The sequence below is a fragment of the Pseudomonas fakonensis genome (assembly GCF_019139895.1).
GTDB lineage: Bacteria > Pseudomonadota > Gammaproteobacteria > Pseudomonadales > Pseudomonadaceae > Aquipseudomonas > Aquipseudomonas fakonensis.
This window is the reverse complement of record NZ_CP077076.1, coordinates 5,482,144-5,498,657: the sequence shown is the minus strand read 5'-3', so window position 1 is coordinate 5,498,657 and position 16,514 is coordinate 5,482,144. Positions and strand designations below refer to the sequence as shown.

Annotated in this window: 12 protein-coding genes, 2 tRNA genes and 1 pseudogene; 10 read left to right on the top strand and 5 right to left on the bottom strand. The window is 63.9% G+C overall.

Annotated elements, in window-relative coordinates:
* Positions 1-320: 320 nt before the first annotated feature.
* Positions 321-1,013 (top strand): annotated as a pseudogene (locus KSS94_RS27710) (methyl-accepting chemotaxis protein); the annotation flags it as partial.
* A gap of 21 nt (positions 1,014-1,034) precedes the next feature.
* Positions 1,035-1,919 (top strand): methyl-accepting chemotaxis protein, encoded by an 885-nt coding sequence (locus KSS94_RS27705; RefSeq protein ID WP_369992298.1) that lies wholly within the window; start codon positions 1,035-1,037, stop codon positions 1,917-1,919.
* A 173-nt stretch (positions 1,920-2,092) separates the two neighbouring features.
* Here the strand turns inward: KSS94_RS27705 and KSS94_RS24240 are convergent, their stop codons facing one another.
* The 5 genes from KSS94_RS24240 to KSS94_RS24220 all read right to left on the bottom strand — a co-directional run bounded on the left by KSS94_RS24240 (position 2,093) and on the right by KSS94_RS24220 (position 6,488).
* On the bottom strand, positions 2,093-3,658 hold the full coding sequence (locus tag KSS94_RS24240; RefSeq protein WP_217840558.1) for an ABC transporter permease: 1,566 nt from the start codon (positions 3,656-3,658) through the stop codon (positions 2,093-2,095).
* On the bottom strand, positions 3,658-4,674 hold the full coding sequence (locus tag KSS94_RS24235; RefSeq protein ID WP_217840557.1) for an extracellular solute-binding protein: 1,017 nt from the start codon (positions 4,672-4,674) through the stop codon (positions 3,658-3,660). Before KSS94_RS24235 ends, KSS94_RS24240 begins: the two co-directional genes overlap by 1 nt.
* A 398-nt stretch (positions 4,675-5,072) precedes the next feature.
* Positions 5,073-6,098, bottom strand: a complete 1,026-nt coding sequence (locus tag KSS94_RS24230; protein WP_217840556.1) for a methyltransferase — start codon at positions 6,096-6,098, stop codon at positions 5,073-5,075.
* Positions 6,099-6,227: 129 nt separating this feature from the next.
* A tRNA-Leu gene (locus tag KSS94_RS24225) sits at positions 6,228-6,314 on the bottom strand.
* A gap of 87 nt (positions 6,315-6,401) precedes the next feature.
* Positions 6,402-6,488, bottom strand: a tRNA-Leu gene (locus tag KSS94_RS24220).
* Positions 6,489-6,759: 271 nt separating this feature from the next.
* On the opposite strand from KSS94_RS24220, the gene rnr reads away from it, so the two are divergent.
* The 8 genes from rnr (at position 6,760) to KSS94_RS24180 (ending at position 16,447) form a co-directional block, all read left to right on the top strand.
* Positions 6,760-9,342: a ribonuclease R gene (gene rnr, locus KSS94_RS24215; RefSeq protein WP_217840555.1), complete on the top strand. Its 2,583-nt coding sequence runs from the start codon at positions 6,760-6,762 to the stop codon at positions 9,340-9,342.
* Complete coding sequence (gene rlmB, locus KSS94_RS24210) at positions 9,339-10,085, top strand: 23S rRNA (guanosine(2251)-2'-O)-methyltransferase RlmB (RefSeq protein ID WP_217840554.1); 747 nt, start codon at positions 9,339-9,341, stop codon at positions 10,083-10,085. The genes rnr and rlmB overlap by 4 nt, the downstream gene beginning before the upstream one ends.
* Before the next feature lie 279 nt (positions 10,086-10,364).
* A complete protein-coding gene (rpsF, locus tag KSS94_RS24205; protein WP_194790233.1) occupies positions 10,365-10,790 on the top strand; it encodes a 30S ribosomal protein S6 in 426 nt (141 codons plus the stop codon).
* A 28-nt stretch (positions 10,791-10,818) separates the two neighbouring features.
* Positions 10,819-11,049: a 30S ribosomal protein S18 gene (gene rpsR / locus KSS94_RS24200; protein WP_003249563.1), complete on the top strand. Its 231-nt coding sequence runs from the start codon at positions 10,819-10,821 to the stop codon at positions 11,047-11,049.
* Positions 11,050-11,082: 33 nt separating this feature from the next.
* Positions 11,083-11,949: a hypothetical protein gene (locus KSS94_RS24195; protein ID WP_217840553.1), complete on the top strand. Its 867-nt coding sequence runs from the start codon at positions 11,083-11,085 to the stop codon at positions 11,947-11,949.
* Positions 11,950-11,969: 20 nt separating this feature from the next.
* Positions 11,970-12,416: a 50S ribosomal protein L9 gene (gene rplI / locus KSS94_RS24190; RefSeq protein WP_011535934.1), complete on the top strand. Its 447-nt coding sequence runs from the start codon at positions 11,970-11,972 to the stop codon at positions 12,414-12,416.
* Between the two features lie 112 nt (positions 12,417-12,528).
* Positions 12,529-13,926, top strand: a complete 1,398-nt coding sequence (gene dnaB / locus KSS94_RS24185; RefSeq protein WP_217840552.1) for a replicative DNA helicase — start codon at positions 12,529-12,531, stop codon at positions 13,924-13,926.
* 220 nt (positions 13,927-14,146) lie between these two features.
* Positions 14,147-16,447 carry a YgiQ family radical SAM protein gene (locus KSS94_RS24180; protein WP_217840551.1) on the top strand — a complete coding sequence of 767 codons (2,301 nt, stop codon included), beginning with the start codon at positions 14,147-14,149 and terminating at the stop codon, positions 16,445-16,447.
* The last annotated feature ends 67 nt before the right edge of the window (positions 16,448-16,514 follow it).

Below are 16,514 nucleotides of genomic sequence, written 5' to 3'. Positions count from 1 at the left end.
CACTGTTACGAAGCCGCCTGTTGCGGCCTGTGTTTGTTGCGCTTGGTATCGCTCTTCTGGTGCAGGTGCTGGTCGCCGTTGCCCTGACCCGGAGCACGGTCACGGCGCTGGAGGCCGAGCTGGGCCAGCGCCTGGGCAACGACAGCCGGCAACTGGCCGCCGAACTGGAGCAGGCCGGGCAGGATGTGCGCTCCGGGCTCGACAGCCTCTCCGCCAGCACCCGCCAGCGCCTCAGCGCCGGTTTGTCCGCGCGCCTGCATGACGAGCAGCAGCAATTGCGCACCACCTTGGAGCAGACCCTCAAGGACTCGGCCAACGACATGGCCGAGCTGCTGGCCTCTGTGGCGCCCCGGGCGATCTGGGACAACGATGTGCCGATGCTCTCGGACTTCGCCCGCCGCGCCCAGCGCAACCCCAACGTGTTGTTCGTGATCTACGACGACGCCCAGGGCCAGCACCTGACCCGCTACCTCAACCGGCAGAACCCGATCAATGAGGCGCTGCTGGCCAAGGGGCAGGGCGAGCGGGCGCTGGACAAGGTGCTCGATGCCGCCCGCAAGGACCCGTCGGTGTACTTCGTCGAAGCCCCGATCAGCCCCAATGGCGAGGTGATCGGCAAGGTGCTGATGGGCGTGTCCACTGCCAGTGTCGACCAGCAGCTCAAGGCCCTCGACCAGCGCTTTGCGGCGCTGATCGCCAGTGGCGAGCAACTGGTCGGCGATAGCCTGGTGGCCGCCGCCGCCGATAGCGGCAAGGCCTTGCGCACGCGCCTGGAAACCGCGCAGAACAGCGCCACGGCGATGCAGGCCAACACCGCGCAAACCGTGCGGGACGCTGCCGGCGAACTGCGCTGGCGCATCGGCCTGGGCCTGGTACTGGTGGGCCTGGGTGTGCTGCTGGTGGTGGCCGTGGTGCTGGGCCGTCGGGTGCTGAGCAAGCTGCGCCTGCTGATTACCGCGTTGGACGATCTGGCGGCTGGGGAGGGCGACCTGACCAAGCGGGTCAAGCTCGACAGCCGTGACGAGATTGGCGACATGGCCTCGGCGGTGAACCGCTTCGTCGACAAACTACAGCCCATCGTCCGCGAAGCCGGTGAAGTGGCCCAGCGTACCGGCGTGGAGATCGGTTCCATGGCCCAGCGCAACGCCGGTGCCGATGCTGCCGCTGCCCTGCAGCGCGACGAGGTGGCAGCCAGCCTGCGTGACCTGTCGAGCATGGCCGACGAAGCCCAGGCCGAAAGCCACGCCATGCAGGCGGCGTTGCAGCAGGTGGTGGACATCCGCCAGGCGACCGACGAGAACAGCCAGGCCACCACGCAGTTGGCGCGGCTGATCGAAAACCTGGCCGGCGAGGTGGAAACCGGCTCCCAGGTGATCGAGCGGTTGGCCAAGCAGAGCGAGCAGATCGAGGTGGTGCTGACGGTGATTCATGGCATCGCCGAGCAGACCAACCTGCTGGCGCTCAACGCCGCCATCGAAGCGGCACGGGCCGGCGAGACCGGGCGTGGCTTTGCCGTGGTGGCAGACGAGGTGAGGGCGCTGGCGAGCAAGACGCAGAGTTCCACCGGGGATATCCAGTCGCATATCACCGCCTTGCAGCAGGGGGCCAAGGAGGCTGTGGCCACCATCAGCCAGGCCGGGCGCCAGGCTAGCGAAGGCTTGCTGGTGCTGCGTGACAACGAGCGCCGTCAGCAGTCGGTGCAGGCGGCCGTGGAGCAGGTACATTCGGCCATTGGCCTGGCCACCCGCGCGGCCGAGCAGCAGGCCAGTGGTGCCCAGGCCGTGCGGGGGAGGGTAGAGAACATCCACGCCCAAGCCGAGCGTTCGGCGCAAGTGGTGGCGCAGACTACCGCCAGCAGCAAGGTGCTGGATGACCTGGCGGCGCAGTTGCGCGCAAGCCTGGGCCAGTTCAGGGCCTGATACGCAGGCTCAGGTAGTCTCTGTAGGAGCCGGCTTGCCGGCGATAGGGCCGGTACAGGCGAACGATGGCACCGGCTGCCCCGGTGATCGCCGGCAAGCCGGCTCCTACAGGGATCGCGCCAGCTTCATGTAATTTAAGCAAGACAGTTGTTCCCACATCAACCGCATGGGTCTTAGGCCTTGTTCAGATACATCCGCGTGGTCAGCAGATACACCGGCAACCCCGATACCACGATCAACAGCGCCGCGTAAGGCGCTGCCGCCGCGAACTCGACGTTGGCCGTATGCGCCCACACCTCGGTGGCCAGGGTAGTCATGCCGGTCGGGCTGAGCAGCAGGGTGGCGGTCAGCTCCTTCATGGCGTCCAGGAACACCAGGGCGAACGCCGCCGCCATGGCCGGGAAGATGATCGGCAGCGTCACCCGGCAAAACGCCGCAAAGCTGCTCGCGCCCAGGGTGCGTGCGGCCTCTTCAAGGGTTGGCGAAGCCTTGTTCAGCGCTGTGCGCACCGGCGACTGGGCCAGCGGCAGGAACAGCAGCGCGTAGGCCAGAATCAGCAGCGCGGTGGTCTGGTACAGCGCCGGCACATAGTGCAGGGCGAAGAACACCAGGGTCAGGGCGATCACCAGGCCCGGCAGGGCATGCAGCAGGTACGGCAGGCGCTCGGCCCAGATCGCCAGGCGGCCCTTGTAGCGCACCACCAGGAAGCTGATCGGCAGGGCCAGCAGCACGCAGAATCCGGCGCCGCCCAGCGATACCGACAACGAAGTCAGCAATGCCTTGCTGATCGCCGCCACCGGGAAGGCCGCCGACGAGCCGACGCTCAGCCAGTACCCCAGCATGGCCAGCGGGATGCCGCTGCCCAGAATCGCCAGGCCCAGGCAGAACAGCTGCGCCAGCGGCATCCAGCCGCGCAGGCGCACCGGCTGCGCGCGGCGTGCCACGCCCTGGCCAATGCGCACGTGGCGGGCCTTGCCGCGCACTTTCAGCTCCAGCCACAGCATCACCAGGCACAGTGCCAGCAATACCGCCGAGAGCATGGCCGCGTTGGCGTTGCTGAACTCCAGTTCGAACTGCTGGTAGATCGCCGTGGTAAAGGTCTGCAGGCCAAGGATCGACAGCGCGCCGAACTCCACCAGCATATGCAGGGCAATCAGCAGCGCGCCGCCGAGCATCGACGGCCACAGCAGCGGCAGGGTGACCTTGGCGAACACGCCCCAGCGCCCGCACCCCAGTGTGCGCGCCGACTCCTCGAGCGAGGTGTCGAGGTTGCGCAGGGTGGCTGCCACCGGCAGAAATACCAGCGGGTATTTGGACAGCGCCATCACCAGAATCGCCCCGCCCAGGCCTTCGAAGTCCGAGCTCAGCGACACCCAGGTGAAGCTGCTGACGAACGACGGCACCGCGAACGGCAGGCACAGCACCACGCCCCACAGCCGGCGGCCCGGCAGGTTGCTGCGCTCCAGCAACCAGGCCAGGGCCATGCCGACCACCATGCACACCAGCGTCACCCCGACCATCAGCAGCATGGTGTTGCGCATCAGGCCCCAGACGAACGGGCGCCACAGCAGGTGCAGGGCTTCGCGCCAGCCGGCCTCCCAGGCCTTGATGGCGACGTACAGCAGCGGCAGCAAGCTCATCGCCACCAGGAACAGCACGGGCAGCACCACCCAGATGGACGGGCGCTTGCGCTTGGGCACGAAGCGCGGCAGGGCGGGCGTGGACAGGGCGGCGGTCATCAGAGCAGGCCAACCTCACGTTCGAGCTCGATGGCCTCCTCGGCATTGCCAAGGTCAGCCGGCGAGATCTTCGGCGGACGCAGCTCTTCGAACGGCTTCAGGCCACGGTCGGAAACCATGCCCTTGTGCAGCGGGTATTCGGCGGTGGTCTGGGTGATCACGCGCTGGCCTTCTTCGCTGGCCATCCAGTTGAGCAGGGCCTGGGCCTCTTTCGGGTGCTTGCTGGCCTTCACGGCCGCGGCGCCGGAGATGGTCACCAGGTTGCCGGCGTCGCCGTCAGCCAGGTAGTACAGCTTGGAGTCGAGCTTGCCGCGCTCGCGCTCCAGGGCGTACCAGTAGTAGTTGTTCACCAGCACGGCGGCCACTTCGCCTTTTTCCACGGCTTTGAGGGCGACCATGTTGTTGGTGTAGGTCTTGCCGAAGGCCTTCAGGCCCGTCAGCCATTCCTCGGTGGCTTCACGGCCATGCATCTTGAGGATGGCCACGGCCTGCTCCTGGAAGGCGCCGCTGGTGGGCACGTAACCGACACGGCCTTCCCACTCGGGGCCGGCGAAATCCATTACCGTGGTGGGCAGGTCTTTTTCGTCAATTTTCTTCGGGTTGAACACCACCACGCGGGTGCGGGCAGTGACGCCCATCCAGGTGCCGTTGGCGCCCACGTACTCTTTGGGCAGCATGTTCAGGGTGGCGTCGTCGATCTTCGCCAGCAGGCCCAGTTCGCCCAGGTTGTTCAGCGGCGGGGATTCTTCGGTGTAGATGATATCGGCCGGTGAGCGGTCGCCTTCCTCGATGATCTGGCTGGCCAGCTGGTTGCTGCTGCCCTTGCGGATATTGATGTGGATACCGGTCTTGGCCTCGTAGGCCTTGGCAATGGCTTCGCCGATTTCCTTGTGCTGGCCGTTGTACATGGTCAGGTTTTTGACCGGTTCGTCTGCCAGGGCGGCCGGAGCGCCGATCACCAGGCTCAGAACAGCGGCGGCCAGGGTGCGCATCAGCGGTTGCGGGCGGATCGTCATGCGGGTACTTCCTCGCTTACGGCTACATATTTGGAAACAATGGTAAACGAAATCGTTTCTCAAGTGGCCGGGTGACGGGAAATTCATGGAAGGGGGATGGGCTTGGGTTTTCCTGTAACGGCCCTATCGCCGGCAAGCCGGCTTTCATAGAACAAAATACAACTCGGTGATTTGACGCGGACTCTGTGGGAAGCGGCCTTGCCGGGGCGCCGTCCGGTCGAGATGGGCTGCGTAGCGGCCCCAGGGTCTTTGCATCATGCAAGATTGTCGGGGCTGCTGCGCAGCCCATCTCGACCGGACGGCGCCCCGGCAAGGCCGCTTCCCACAGGGTTGCGTAGCCTGCAAACCTGTACTTTACGTGTAGGAGCCGGCTTGCCGGCGATAGGGTCGTTACAGGCTCATATTTTTCTGGCAATCACCGCCGTCACCGGCGCCACCGGATAACGCAGCCCATCCTGCTGCTCCACATCCACGAAACCAACCCCGCGAAGCTTGTGCGCCAACGCCCCGGCCGGCAGCACATGCCGCCCCTGCATGCGCATGTGCAGGTAATAAGGCAGTACCCGCGCTGCGGCCTGCCTGTCGTCGGGCACTTCGGCGTGACAACACACCAGCACCCCGCCCGGCTTCAGTGCCCCGTGCAAGCGCTGCAACAGGCCGTCCAGGTCGCTGGCGAAGTGCAACACCGATGAACACCAGATCAGGTCGTAGCCGCTGCCGAAATCATCCAGGTCCAGGTCGCCGCCCATGCTGCCAAGGCGCCTCTCAAGCCCGGCGCGCAGGATGTTCTCATGGGCCACTGCTGCTGTTTCGGTGAAGTCGAACACTGTGGCGTGCAGGTCGGGCAGCTTGCGTGCCAAGGCAATGGCCACCAGGCCGGGGCCGCCGCCGAGGTCGAGCATGCGCTGCAGGCCGGGCGCCTCGGGTAGGCGCTCGATCAGCGCGCAGGCCACCTCGACCGTCACCGCTTGCTGCTCCTGGGCAATCTGCACCCGCGCCGCCTCGGCCCAGCGCCGGGCCATTTGCGCTGAAGGTGTGCCGGCGGCCGGCAAGCCGTTGCGCAGGGCCTGCTCCAATGGCTGGCCCGCCTGGCGCAACACCTGGTGACGGAACAGCAGGGCGTCGCCGCAATAGTCGTCGCTAGTGCGCACGAGGTAGCGGCGTGCTGTTTCGCCGTTGCGGTAGTGGCTGCCCTGTGCGTCGCGCTCGAGCAGGCCCTGGGCCCAGAGCAGCTCCAGCAGGTAGCCGGTATTGAACGGTTCGAGATCGAGGCTCTTGGCCAGTTGTGCGGGGGCGATGTGCTGCTCGAGGTGTTCGAACAGGTCCATGCTCAGCGCCACGCGCAGGGCGTCGGCGGCCAGGCCTGCGAGTTGCAGGTCCCAGCAGGCTTGCAGCGGGTGAGGGGTGGTCAGTTCCATGCTCATCGTTCGCTCGCTCCATGAGAGAAAGTCATCACGATAGATGAGAGTCATTCCTGATTGCAATGAAGCAGGCGGGCGATGCAAAAATCGCAGGCAAGAAAAAACCCACTAGCAAGCTAGTGGGTTTTTGTATGGTGCCCAGGAGAAGACTCGAACTTCCACGACCGTTAAGTCACTGATACCTGAAACCAGCGCGTCTACCAATTCCGCCACCTGGGCAAAGCTTTGCATCATCTGCTGAAAGTGACATCGTCTGCTTTCACACAGTAGTAACAGATCCTTGGTCATCTGTTACTTGGAAAAACTTGGTGCCCAGGAGAAGACTCGAACTTCCACGACCGTTAAGTCACTGATACCTGAAACCAGCGCGTCTACCAATTCCGCCACCTGGGCACACATTCGAGATTACAAGATGCTTTACAGCGCCGTTCATCTCTACTACAACTTCGGGGTTGTCCGTCGTTGTGGTGCGCACTATACGGACGGCTCAGAGGGCTGTAAAGCCCCCGAACGAAAAAAATTTCAAAAAATTCAACTTGTTGATTCCATGGGCCTATTGCCGCTCGCCGGACCCTTCTGTGGGGCTGTCCAAGGCTGACATTTCCGGTTTCAATACGCCTATGCCAGAATTCATATCTATATACCCCAAGGTGAACCCCTTCTGATGGCCGATTGGCAATCCCTCGATCCCGAGGCCGCTCGCGAAGCGGAAAAATACGATAATCCCATCCCCAGCCGTGAGCTGATCCTGCAGCGCCTCGCCGACCGTGGCGAGCCGGCAGCCCGCGAACAGCTGGCCGAAGAATTCGGTCTTTACGAAGAAGACCAGATCGAAGCCCTGCGCCGCCGCCTGCGCGCCATGGAGCGCGATGGTCAGCTTATCTATACCCGGCGCGGCACCTATGCCCCGGTAGACAAGCTCGACCTGATCTGCGGCCGCGTTTCCGGTCACCGTGACGGCTTCGGCTTCCTGATCCCCGACGACGGCAGTGAAGACCTGTTCTTGAGCCCCGCGCAGATGCGCCTGGTGTTCGACGGCGACCGTGGCCTGGCCCGGGTGTCCGGCGTCGACCGCCGTGGCCGGCGCGAAGGCGTGCTGGTCGAAGTCATCTCCCGCGCCCACGAAAGCGTGGTCGGCCGATACTTCGAAGAAGGCGGCATCGGCTACGTGACCCCGGACAACCCGAAGATCCAGCAGGAAGTGCTGGTGACTGCCGGGCGTAACGGCGGTGCCAAGATCGGCCAGTTCGTCTCGATCAAGATCACCCACTGGCCGACCCCGCGCTTCCAGCCGCAGGGTGATGTGATCGAAGTGATCGGCAACTACATGGCGCCGGGCATGGAGATCGACATCGCCCTGCGCAGCTATGACATTCCGCACGTCTGGCCGAAGGACGTGATCAAGGAAGCGCGCAAGTTCCGTTCCGAAGTCGAAGAGAAGGACAAGGAAAAGCGCATCGACCTGCGCCACCTGCCCTTCGTCACCATCGACGGCGAGGACGCCCGCGACTTCGACGACGCCGTCTACTGCGAACCGCTGGGCAAGCTGCGCCTGTTCTCCGGCGGCTGGCGCCTGTACGTGGCCATCGCCGACGTGTCCAGCTACGTGCGCCTGGGTTCGGCCCTGGACGTCGAGGCCCAGCAGCGCGGCAACTCGGTGTACTTCCCCGAGCGCGTGGTGCCGATGCTCCCCGAGGAGCTGTCCAACGGCCTGTGCTCGCTGAACCCGCACGTCGATCGCCTGGCCATGGTCTGCGAGATGACCATCAACAAAGCCGGCCAGATGGTCGACTATCAGTTCTACGAAGGCCTGATCCACTCCCACGCGCGCCTGACCTACAACAAGGTCAGCAGCATGCTGGAACACGCCCGTACCCGCGAAGGCAAGGCCCTGCGCGAGGAGTACAGCGAGGTGCTGCCGGATCTCAAGCACCTGTACGCCCTGTACAAGGCGCTGGTGGCGGCCCGTCACACCCGTGGCGCGATCGACTTCGAAACCCAGGAAACCCGGATCATCTTCGGTGAAGACCGCAAAATCGCCGAAATTCGTCCGACGGTGCGCAACGACGCCCACAAGCTGATCGAGGAATGCATGCTGGCGGCCAACGTCGCCACGGCCGAGTTCCTGCAAAAGCACAACGTGCCGTCGCTGTACCGCGTGCACGACGGCCCGCCGCCGGAGCGCCTGGAAAAACTGCGCGCCTTCCTGGGCGAGCTGGGCCTGACCCTGCACAAGGGCAAGGACCCGTCGCCGAAGGATTACCAGGCCCTGCTGGCGAGCATTGCCGGGCGGCCGGACTTCCACCTGATCCAGACTGTCATGCTGCGCTCGCTCAGCCAGGCGGTGTACAGCACCGAGAACAATGGCCACTTCGGCCTGAACTACGAGGCGTACACCCACTTCACCTCGCCGATCCGTCGCTACCCCGACCTGCTGGTGCACCGCGCCATTCGCAGCGTGATCCGTTCGAAGATGGACACCCCGCACGTCAAGCGTGCCGGCGCCCTGAGCATCCCCAAGGCGCGCATCTACCCGTACGACGAGAACAGCCTGGAGCAGATGGGCGAGCAGTGCTCGATGACCGAGCGGCGCGCCGACGAGGCCACCCGCGATGTGGTCAACTGGCTCAAGTGCGAATACATGCGTGACCGCGTGGGCGAAACCTTCCCCGGCGTGATCACCGCAGTGACCGGTTTTGGCCTGTTCATCGAGCTGACCGACATCTACGTCGAAGGCCTGGTGCACGTCAGTGCCCTGCCGGGCGACTACTACCACTTCGACCCGGTGCACCACCGCCTGTCGGGTGAGCGCAGTGGGCGCAGCTTCCGCCTGGGCGACACGGTCGAGGTCAAGGTCATGCGCGTCGACCTCGAACAGCGCAAGATCGACTTCGAGATGTCCGAAGCCACGGTCAACGCCCCAGTTGGCCGCAAGCCGCGTGCTGCCGGTGCCAGCGAAGCGGCGCCAGCACCAGCCCAGGCTCCGGTGCAGGAAGCGAAAATTTCGCCCAAGCCGCGCAGCCGCAAGAGCGAAACCGCTGATGCGTACTTCCCCAAGGACGCCGTGCAGCGCAACGCCGAGGTGCGCAAGAGCCGCGAAATGAAAAAGGCGCTGATGGGTGAGGCGCGCTCCAGCCATGCAGGCAGCAAGGCGGACAAGGGCAGCAAGCCGTCCGGCAAGCCGACCAAGCATCGCAAGGGGCCGCCGAAGTCCGGCGCGCCACGTAAAGGCAAGAACAAGTCATGAGTCAGCTGGAAAAAATCTACGGCGTGCACGCGGTTCAGGCACTGCTGCAGCACCATCCCAAGCGGGTCAAGCAGATCTGGCTGTCGGAAGGGCGTAGCGAGCCGCGTATTCAGGCGCTGCTGGAGCTGGCTGCGCAGAACCGCGTACAGGTCGGCCAGGCCGAGCGCCGTGAGCTCGACGCCTGGGTCGAGGGTGTGCACCAAGGCGTAGTTGCCGAGGTCAGCCCAAGCCAGGTGTGGGGCGAGGCGATGCTCGACGAGCTGCTCGAGCGTACTGAAACACCGCCGCTGATTCTGGTGCTCGATGGCGTCACCGACCCGCACAACCTCGGCGCCTGCCTGCGCACCGCCGATGCTGCCGGTGCCACTGCCGTGGTGATCCCCAAGGACAAGTCGGCCACCCTAACTGGCGTGGTGCGCAAAGTCGCCTGCGGCGCTGCCGAAGTGATGCCGCTGGTGGCCGTGACCAACCTGGCCCGCACCCTGGAAAAACTCCAGCAGCGCGGGTTGTGGGTGGTCGGTACCGCCGGTGAAGCCGAACAGGAGATATACCAGCAGGACCTGACCGGCCCGCTGGTGATGATCATGGGCGCCGAAGGCAAGGGCATGCGCCGCCTGACCCGCGAGCACTGTGATTTCCTGGTGAAGCTGCCGATGGGCGGCAGCGTCAGCAGCCTGAACGTTTCGGTGGCCACCGGCGTTTGCCTGTTCGAGGCAGTGCGCCAGCGCCAGGCCAAGCGCTGATTCGCTGATCGTTTGTGGGAGCGGGCTTGCCCCGCGATGGGCGTTACAGCGCATCGCGGGGCAGGCCCGCTCCCACAGTGCGTTTCTCTTGGCGCAATTGTTTCTGACTGTTCAAATATTCGCCAATTACCTTGCTTGTCCCCCCGGCCTTCTCTACAATTGCGCCCCTTGCCGAGCTGGCAGGCGCGCATGCGTCTCCCCTCAGGGCAAGACATACAGTGTCATTCACTCCTTGTCTGACCAGGTTGCTGGCAGACTACTAACCCGTAAGGAGCATTCATGCGTCATTACGAAATCATCTTCCTGGTTCACCCGGACCAGAGCGAGCAAGTCGGCGGCATGGTTGAGCGTTACACCAAGCTGATCGAAGAAGATGGTGGCAAGATCCACCGCCTGGAAGACTGGGGCCGTCGTCAACTGGCCTACGCAATCAACAATGTTCACAAGGCTCACTACGTGATGCTGAACGTTGAGTGCACCGGCAAGGCCCTGGCCGAGCTGGAAGACAACTTCCGCTACAACGATGCCGTGATCCGTAACCTGGTCATCCGTCGTGACGAAGCCGTTACCGGCCCGTCCGAGATGCTCAAGGCCGAAGAAAACCGCAGCGAGCGCCGTGAGCGTCGTGAACGTCCTGACAATGCCGACGGCGCCGATGGCGACGACAGCAATGACAGCGACAACAGCGACAACGCTGACGAGTAATCCACGGACTTTTTGAGGAGCCAATAACATGGCACGTTTCTTCCGTCGTCGTAAATTCTGCCGCTTCACTGCTGAAGACGTGAAAGAGATCGACTTCAAAGATCTCAACACCCTGAAAGCTTACGTATCCGAAACCGGCAAGATCGTTCCAAGCCGCATCACCGGTACCAAAGCTCGTTATCAGCGTCAGCTGGCTACCGCTATCAAGCGCGCCCGCTTCCTGGCCCTGCTGCCCTACACCGACAGCCACGGCCGCTGAGACCGGGTCGTCGACAAGCAGTAAGGGATAGGCATGCGAGCGTTGGCAAGTTTCATCATGCGCGGTCGTGTGCAGGCCACCCTGGTGGTGGTCATCAGCGCGGTACTGCCGCTGCTGTTCTGGTTGAGTGCCGCTGCCAGTAGCCTTGTGCTGCTGCGGCGTGGGTTCAAGGATGCTACGACGGTCATCGCCGGCGGCCTGCTGGCCGGGCTGGCCGTATGGTTGATGGGCGACCCGATCACCTTCATGGTGACCGCCGGTGCCCTCGGCCTCGCTGCGCTGTTGCGCGCCGAGCATCCCTGGAGCCGTGTGCTGGTGTTCAGTGCCGTGTTCGCCGTGGTGTTCAGCCTCGTGCTGGACCAGGCGCTGGCACAGACCTTCGATGTGCTGGCCAAGGCGTTTGCCGAAGCCATGCCGAAGATCGAAGGGCAGCCGATGCTCTCCGGTGAGTTGATCCGCCCCGTGCTGGTCGCCTCCACAGCAGTGACGGTGCAGTTGTTCAGCGTGTTGGCCCTGGTGCTGGCGCGTTATTGGCAGGCAGCGTTGTACAACCCTGGAGGCTTCGGTCGCGAGTTTCGCGCCCTGAAGCTGCCGAAACAGGCCATGGCGGTCTTGGTGGCAGTGATGGTGGTGGCCCCGTTCATCGGGCCGCAGTTCATCATCCTGGCATCGGCCTCGAGCCTGGTTCTGGTGCTGGCCGGCATCGCCTTGATGCACGGGCTGGTGGGGCAGGGTCGACTGGCCGGTTTCTGGCTGGTGGGCATGTACGTGACGTTGCCGCTGATCTTGCAGCTGATTTACCCGTTGCTGATGGTCCTGGCCATTGTCGACAGCCTGATTGATTTTCGCGGTCGCAAGTCCCCCTCACAGGGTGACGACTCCGCGAACGGTGAAGGTTAAAAGTTAAGAGGTTTTACCAAATGGAACTGATCCTGCTGGAAAAAGTCGCTAACCTGGGCAACCTGGGCGACAAAGTAAACGTTAAGGCCGGTTACGGTCGTAACTTCCTGCTGCCGTTCGGCAAGGCCACCGTTGCCAACGCCGCCAACCTGGCCGCGTTCGAAGAGCGCCGCGCCGAGCTGGAAAAAGCTGCTGCAGACAAGAAAGCTTCGGCTGAAAGCCGCGCTGCCCAACTGGCCGAGCTGGAAGTGACCATCACTGCCACCGCTGGCGACGAAGGCAAGCTGTTCGGTTCGATCGGCACCCACGACATCGCTGACGCCCTGACCGCCTCTGGCGTTGAAGTGGCCAAAGCTGAAGTTCGTCTGCCGAACGGCACCATCCGTCAGGTTGGCGAATACGACGTAGCCGTGCACCTGCACAGCGACGTTGAAGCCACCGTACGTGTGGTCGTCGTAGCTGCCTAAGCTGCGCTGACCGGTTGGCTCCCTGGGAGCCAGCCGGTTAACATCGGGCACGGTCCTGTTTTACAGGCCGTGCCCTTTGTCTTTTTCGTCCCCCCAGAATTCTTGCGTGGCCATGAACGAGATCACCAGCTCCGAACAGCTCGACCTGCAAACCGCAGCGCTGAAAGTACCGCCGCATTCCATCGAGGCCGAACAGGCCGTGCTCGGTGGCCTGATGCTGGACAACAACGCCTGGGAGCGGGTGCTGGACCAGGTCTCGGACGGTGACTTCTACCGGCATGACCACCGGCTGATCTTCCGCGCCATCCACAAGCTGGCCGACCTGAACCAGCCGTTCGACGTGGTGACCCTGCACGAGCAGCTGGACAAAGAAGGCATGTCGACCCAGATCGGCGGCCTGGCCTACCTGGCAGAACTGGCCAAGAACACCCCGTCGGTGGCCAACATCAAGGCTTATGCCGCGATCATTCGCGAGCGGGCCACGCTGCGCCAGCTGATCAGCATCAGTACCGACATCGCCGACAACGCCTTCAACCCGCAGGGGCGCAACGCCGAAGAGATCCTCGACGACGCCGAGCGGCAGATCTTCCAGATCGCCGAGGCGCGGCCGAAGACCGGCGGCCCGGTGGGGGTCAACGAGCTGTTGACCATGGCCATCGACCGTATCGACACGCTGTTCAACTCCGACAGCGACATCACCGGTATCTCCACCGGCTACACCGACCTGGACGAGAAGACCAGCGGCCTGCAACCGGCTGACTTGATCATCGTTGCCGGCCGTCCGTCGATGGGCAAGACCACCTTCGCCATGAACCTGGTGGAAAACGCCGTGTTGCGCAGCGACAAGGTGGTGCTGGTGTTCTCCCTAGAGATGCCCGGCGAATCGCTGGTCATGCGTATGCTCTCGTCGCTGGGCCGCATCGACCAGACCAAGGTGCGTTCCGGCCAGCTGGACGACGACGACTGGCCGCGCCTGACGTCTGCGGTGAACCTGCTCAACGACCGCAAGCTGTTCATCGACGATACCGCCGGTATCAGCCCGTCCGAAATGCGCGCCCGTACCCGCCGCCTGGCCCGTGAGCACGGCGAGATCGCCATGATCATGGTCGACTACCTGCAATTGATGCAGATCCCGGGTTCGGCAGGTGACAACCGGACCAACGAGATTTCCGAGATATCCCGCTCGTTGAAAGCCCTGGCCAAGGAATTCAACTGCCCTGTCATCGCCCTGTCCCAGCTCAACCGCTCTCTGGAGCAGCGCCCCAACAAGCGCCCGGTCAACTCCGACTTGCGTGAATCCGGTGCAATCGAGCAGGACGCCGACGTGATCATGTTCGTGTACCGCGACGAGGTGTATCACCCCGAAACCGAGCACAAGGGCGTGGCCGAAATCATCATCGGTAAACAGCGTAACGGCCCGATCGGCTTCATCCGCCTGGCGTTCATCGGCAAGTACACCCGCTTCGAGAACCTCGCGCCGGGGATGTACAACTTCGACGACGACGAATAAAACCAGCGGGGTTGAACCGGCCCCTGTGGGGGCGGATCGTGGGAGCGGGCTTGCCCCGCGATGGCGATGGTGAATTCACTGATGTCATCGCGAGGCAAGCTCGCTCCCACAGTGATATTGGTTCGCACGCTTGATTCCGACCACCACCGTCGGATTTGGTCAAAATTTGTGCTATATTCCGCGCCCGCGATTTCCCTGCACACCAGAACCGGTCACTGACATGCAAGCAGCCAAACCACTCTACGACTATCCCAAGTACTGGGCCGAATGCTTCGGGCCAGCGCCGTTCCTGCCGATGAGCAGGGAGGAGATGGATCAGCTCGGCTGGGATTCCTGCGACATCATCATCGTGACCGGTGACGCCTACGTCGACCACGCCTCGTTCGGCATGGCCATCATCGGCCGCCTGCTCGAGGCCCAGGGCTTTCGCGTGGGCATCATCGCCCAGCCCAACTGGCAGTCCAAAGACGACTTCATGAAGCTCGGCGAGCCGAACCTGTTCTTCGGCGTCGCGGCCGGCAACATGGACTCGATGATCAACCGCTACACCGCCGACAAGAAGATCCGTTCCGACGACGCCTACACCCCGGGCGGCCTGGCCGGCAAGCGCCCGGACCGCGCCAGCCTGGTGTACAGCCAGCGCTGCAAGGAAGCCTACAAGCACGTGCCGATCGTGCTCGGCGGCATCGAGGCCTCGCTGCGCCGCATCGCCCACTACGACTACTGGCAGGACAAGGTCCGCCATTCCATCCTGGTGGACGCCAGCGCCGACATCCTGCTGTACGGCAACGCCGAGCGGGCCATTGTCGAGGTGGCCCAGCGCCTGTCCCAGGGCGAGCGAGTCGAGCAGATCACCGACGTGCGCGGCACCGCGTTCATTCGCCGTGACACGCCCCAGGGCTGGTACGAGATCGACTCCACGCGCATCGACCGCCCGGGCCGGGTCGACAAGATCATCAACCCGTACGTCAACACCCAGGACACCCAGGCCTGCGCCATCGAGCAGGCCAAGGGCGAGCAGGAAGACCCGAACGAAGCCAAGGTGGTGCAGATTCTCGACAGCCCCAGCGTCACCCGCGAAAAGTCGGTGATCCGCCTGCCGTCGTTCGAGAAAGTGCGCAACGACCCGGTGCTGTATGCCCACGCCAACCGCGTGTTGCACCTGGAGACCAACCCGGGCAACGCCCGCGCCCTGGTGCAGAAGCACGGCGAGGTGGATGTGTGGTTCAACCCGCCACCCATCCCCATGACCACCGAAGAGATGGACTACGTGTTCGGCATGCCCTACGCGCGCATCCCGCACCCGGCCTATGGCAAGGAGCGCATCCCGGCCTACGAGATGATCCGCTTCTCGGTGAACATCATGCGTGGCTGCTTTGGTGGCTGCACCTTCTGCTCGATCACCGAGCACGAAGGGCGGATCATCCAGAACCGCTCCCACGAGTCGATCCTGCACGAAATCGAAGAGATGCGTGACAAGGTGCCGGGCTTCACTGGCGTGGTCTCCGACCTGGGTGGCCCGACCGCCAACATGTACCGCATCGCCTGCAAGAGCCACGACATCGAGAAGCACTGCCGCAAGCCGTCGTGCGTTTTCCCGGGCATCTGCGAGAACCTCAACACCGACCACAGCTCGCTGATCGAGCTGTACCGCAAGGCCCGTGCCTTGCCGGGGGTGAAGAAGATCCTGATCGCCTCGGGCCTGCGCTACGACCTGGCGGTGGAATCGCCGGAGTATGTGCGCGAGCTGGTCACCCACCACGTTGGCGGCTACCTGAAGATTGCCCCGGAGCACACCGAGCGTGGCCCGCTGGACAAGATGATGAAGCCGGGCATCGGCACCTACGACCGCTTCAAGCGCATGTTCGAGAAGTTCTCGAAAGAGGCGGGCAAGGAGCAGTACCTGATCCCGTACTTCATCGCCGCCCACCCGGGCACCACCGACGAAGACATGATGAACCTGGCCCTGTGGCTCAAGGGCAATGGCTTCCGTGCCGACCAGGTGCAGGCGTTCTACCCCTCGCCAATGGCCTCGGCCACGGCCATGTACCACTCGGGCAAGAACCCGCTGCGCAAGGTGACGTACAAGAGCGAAGGGGTGGAGATCGTCAAGAGCGAGGAGCAACGCCGCCTGCACAAGGCGTTCCTGCGCTACCACGACCCGAAAGGCTGGCCGATGCTGCGTGAAGCGCTGCAGCGCATGGGCCGCGCCGACCTGATCGGCCCGGGCAAGCACCAGCTGATCCCGCTGCACCAGCCGCAGACCGACAGCTACCAGAGCGCACGACGCAAGAACTCGACCCCGGCCGGCAGCCACAAGGTGGGCAAGGAGCAGAAGATCCTCACCCAGCACACCGGCCTGCCGCCGCGCGCCAGCGATGGCAGCAAGCCGTGGGACAAGCGCGAGAAGGCCAAAGCCGAAGCGTTTGCCCGCAACCAGCAGGCGGCCAAGGAGCGTAAGGAAGCGGCCAAGGGGGGCGGCAAGGGCAAGAAGCCGCGCCAGCCGGTGATTCCGCGCTGATTCTGCAAGCCCTGTAGAACCCTGTGGGAGCGGGCTTGCCCCGCGATAGCGGCGGTGGCCCACCCTT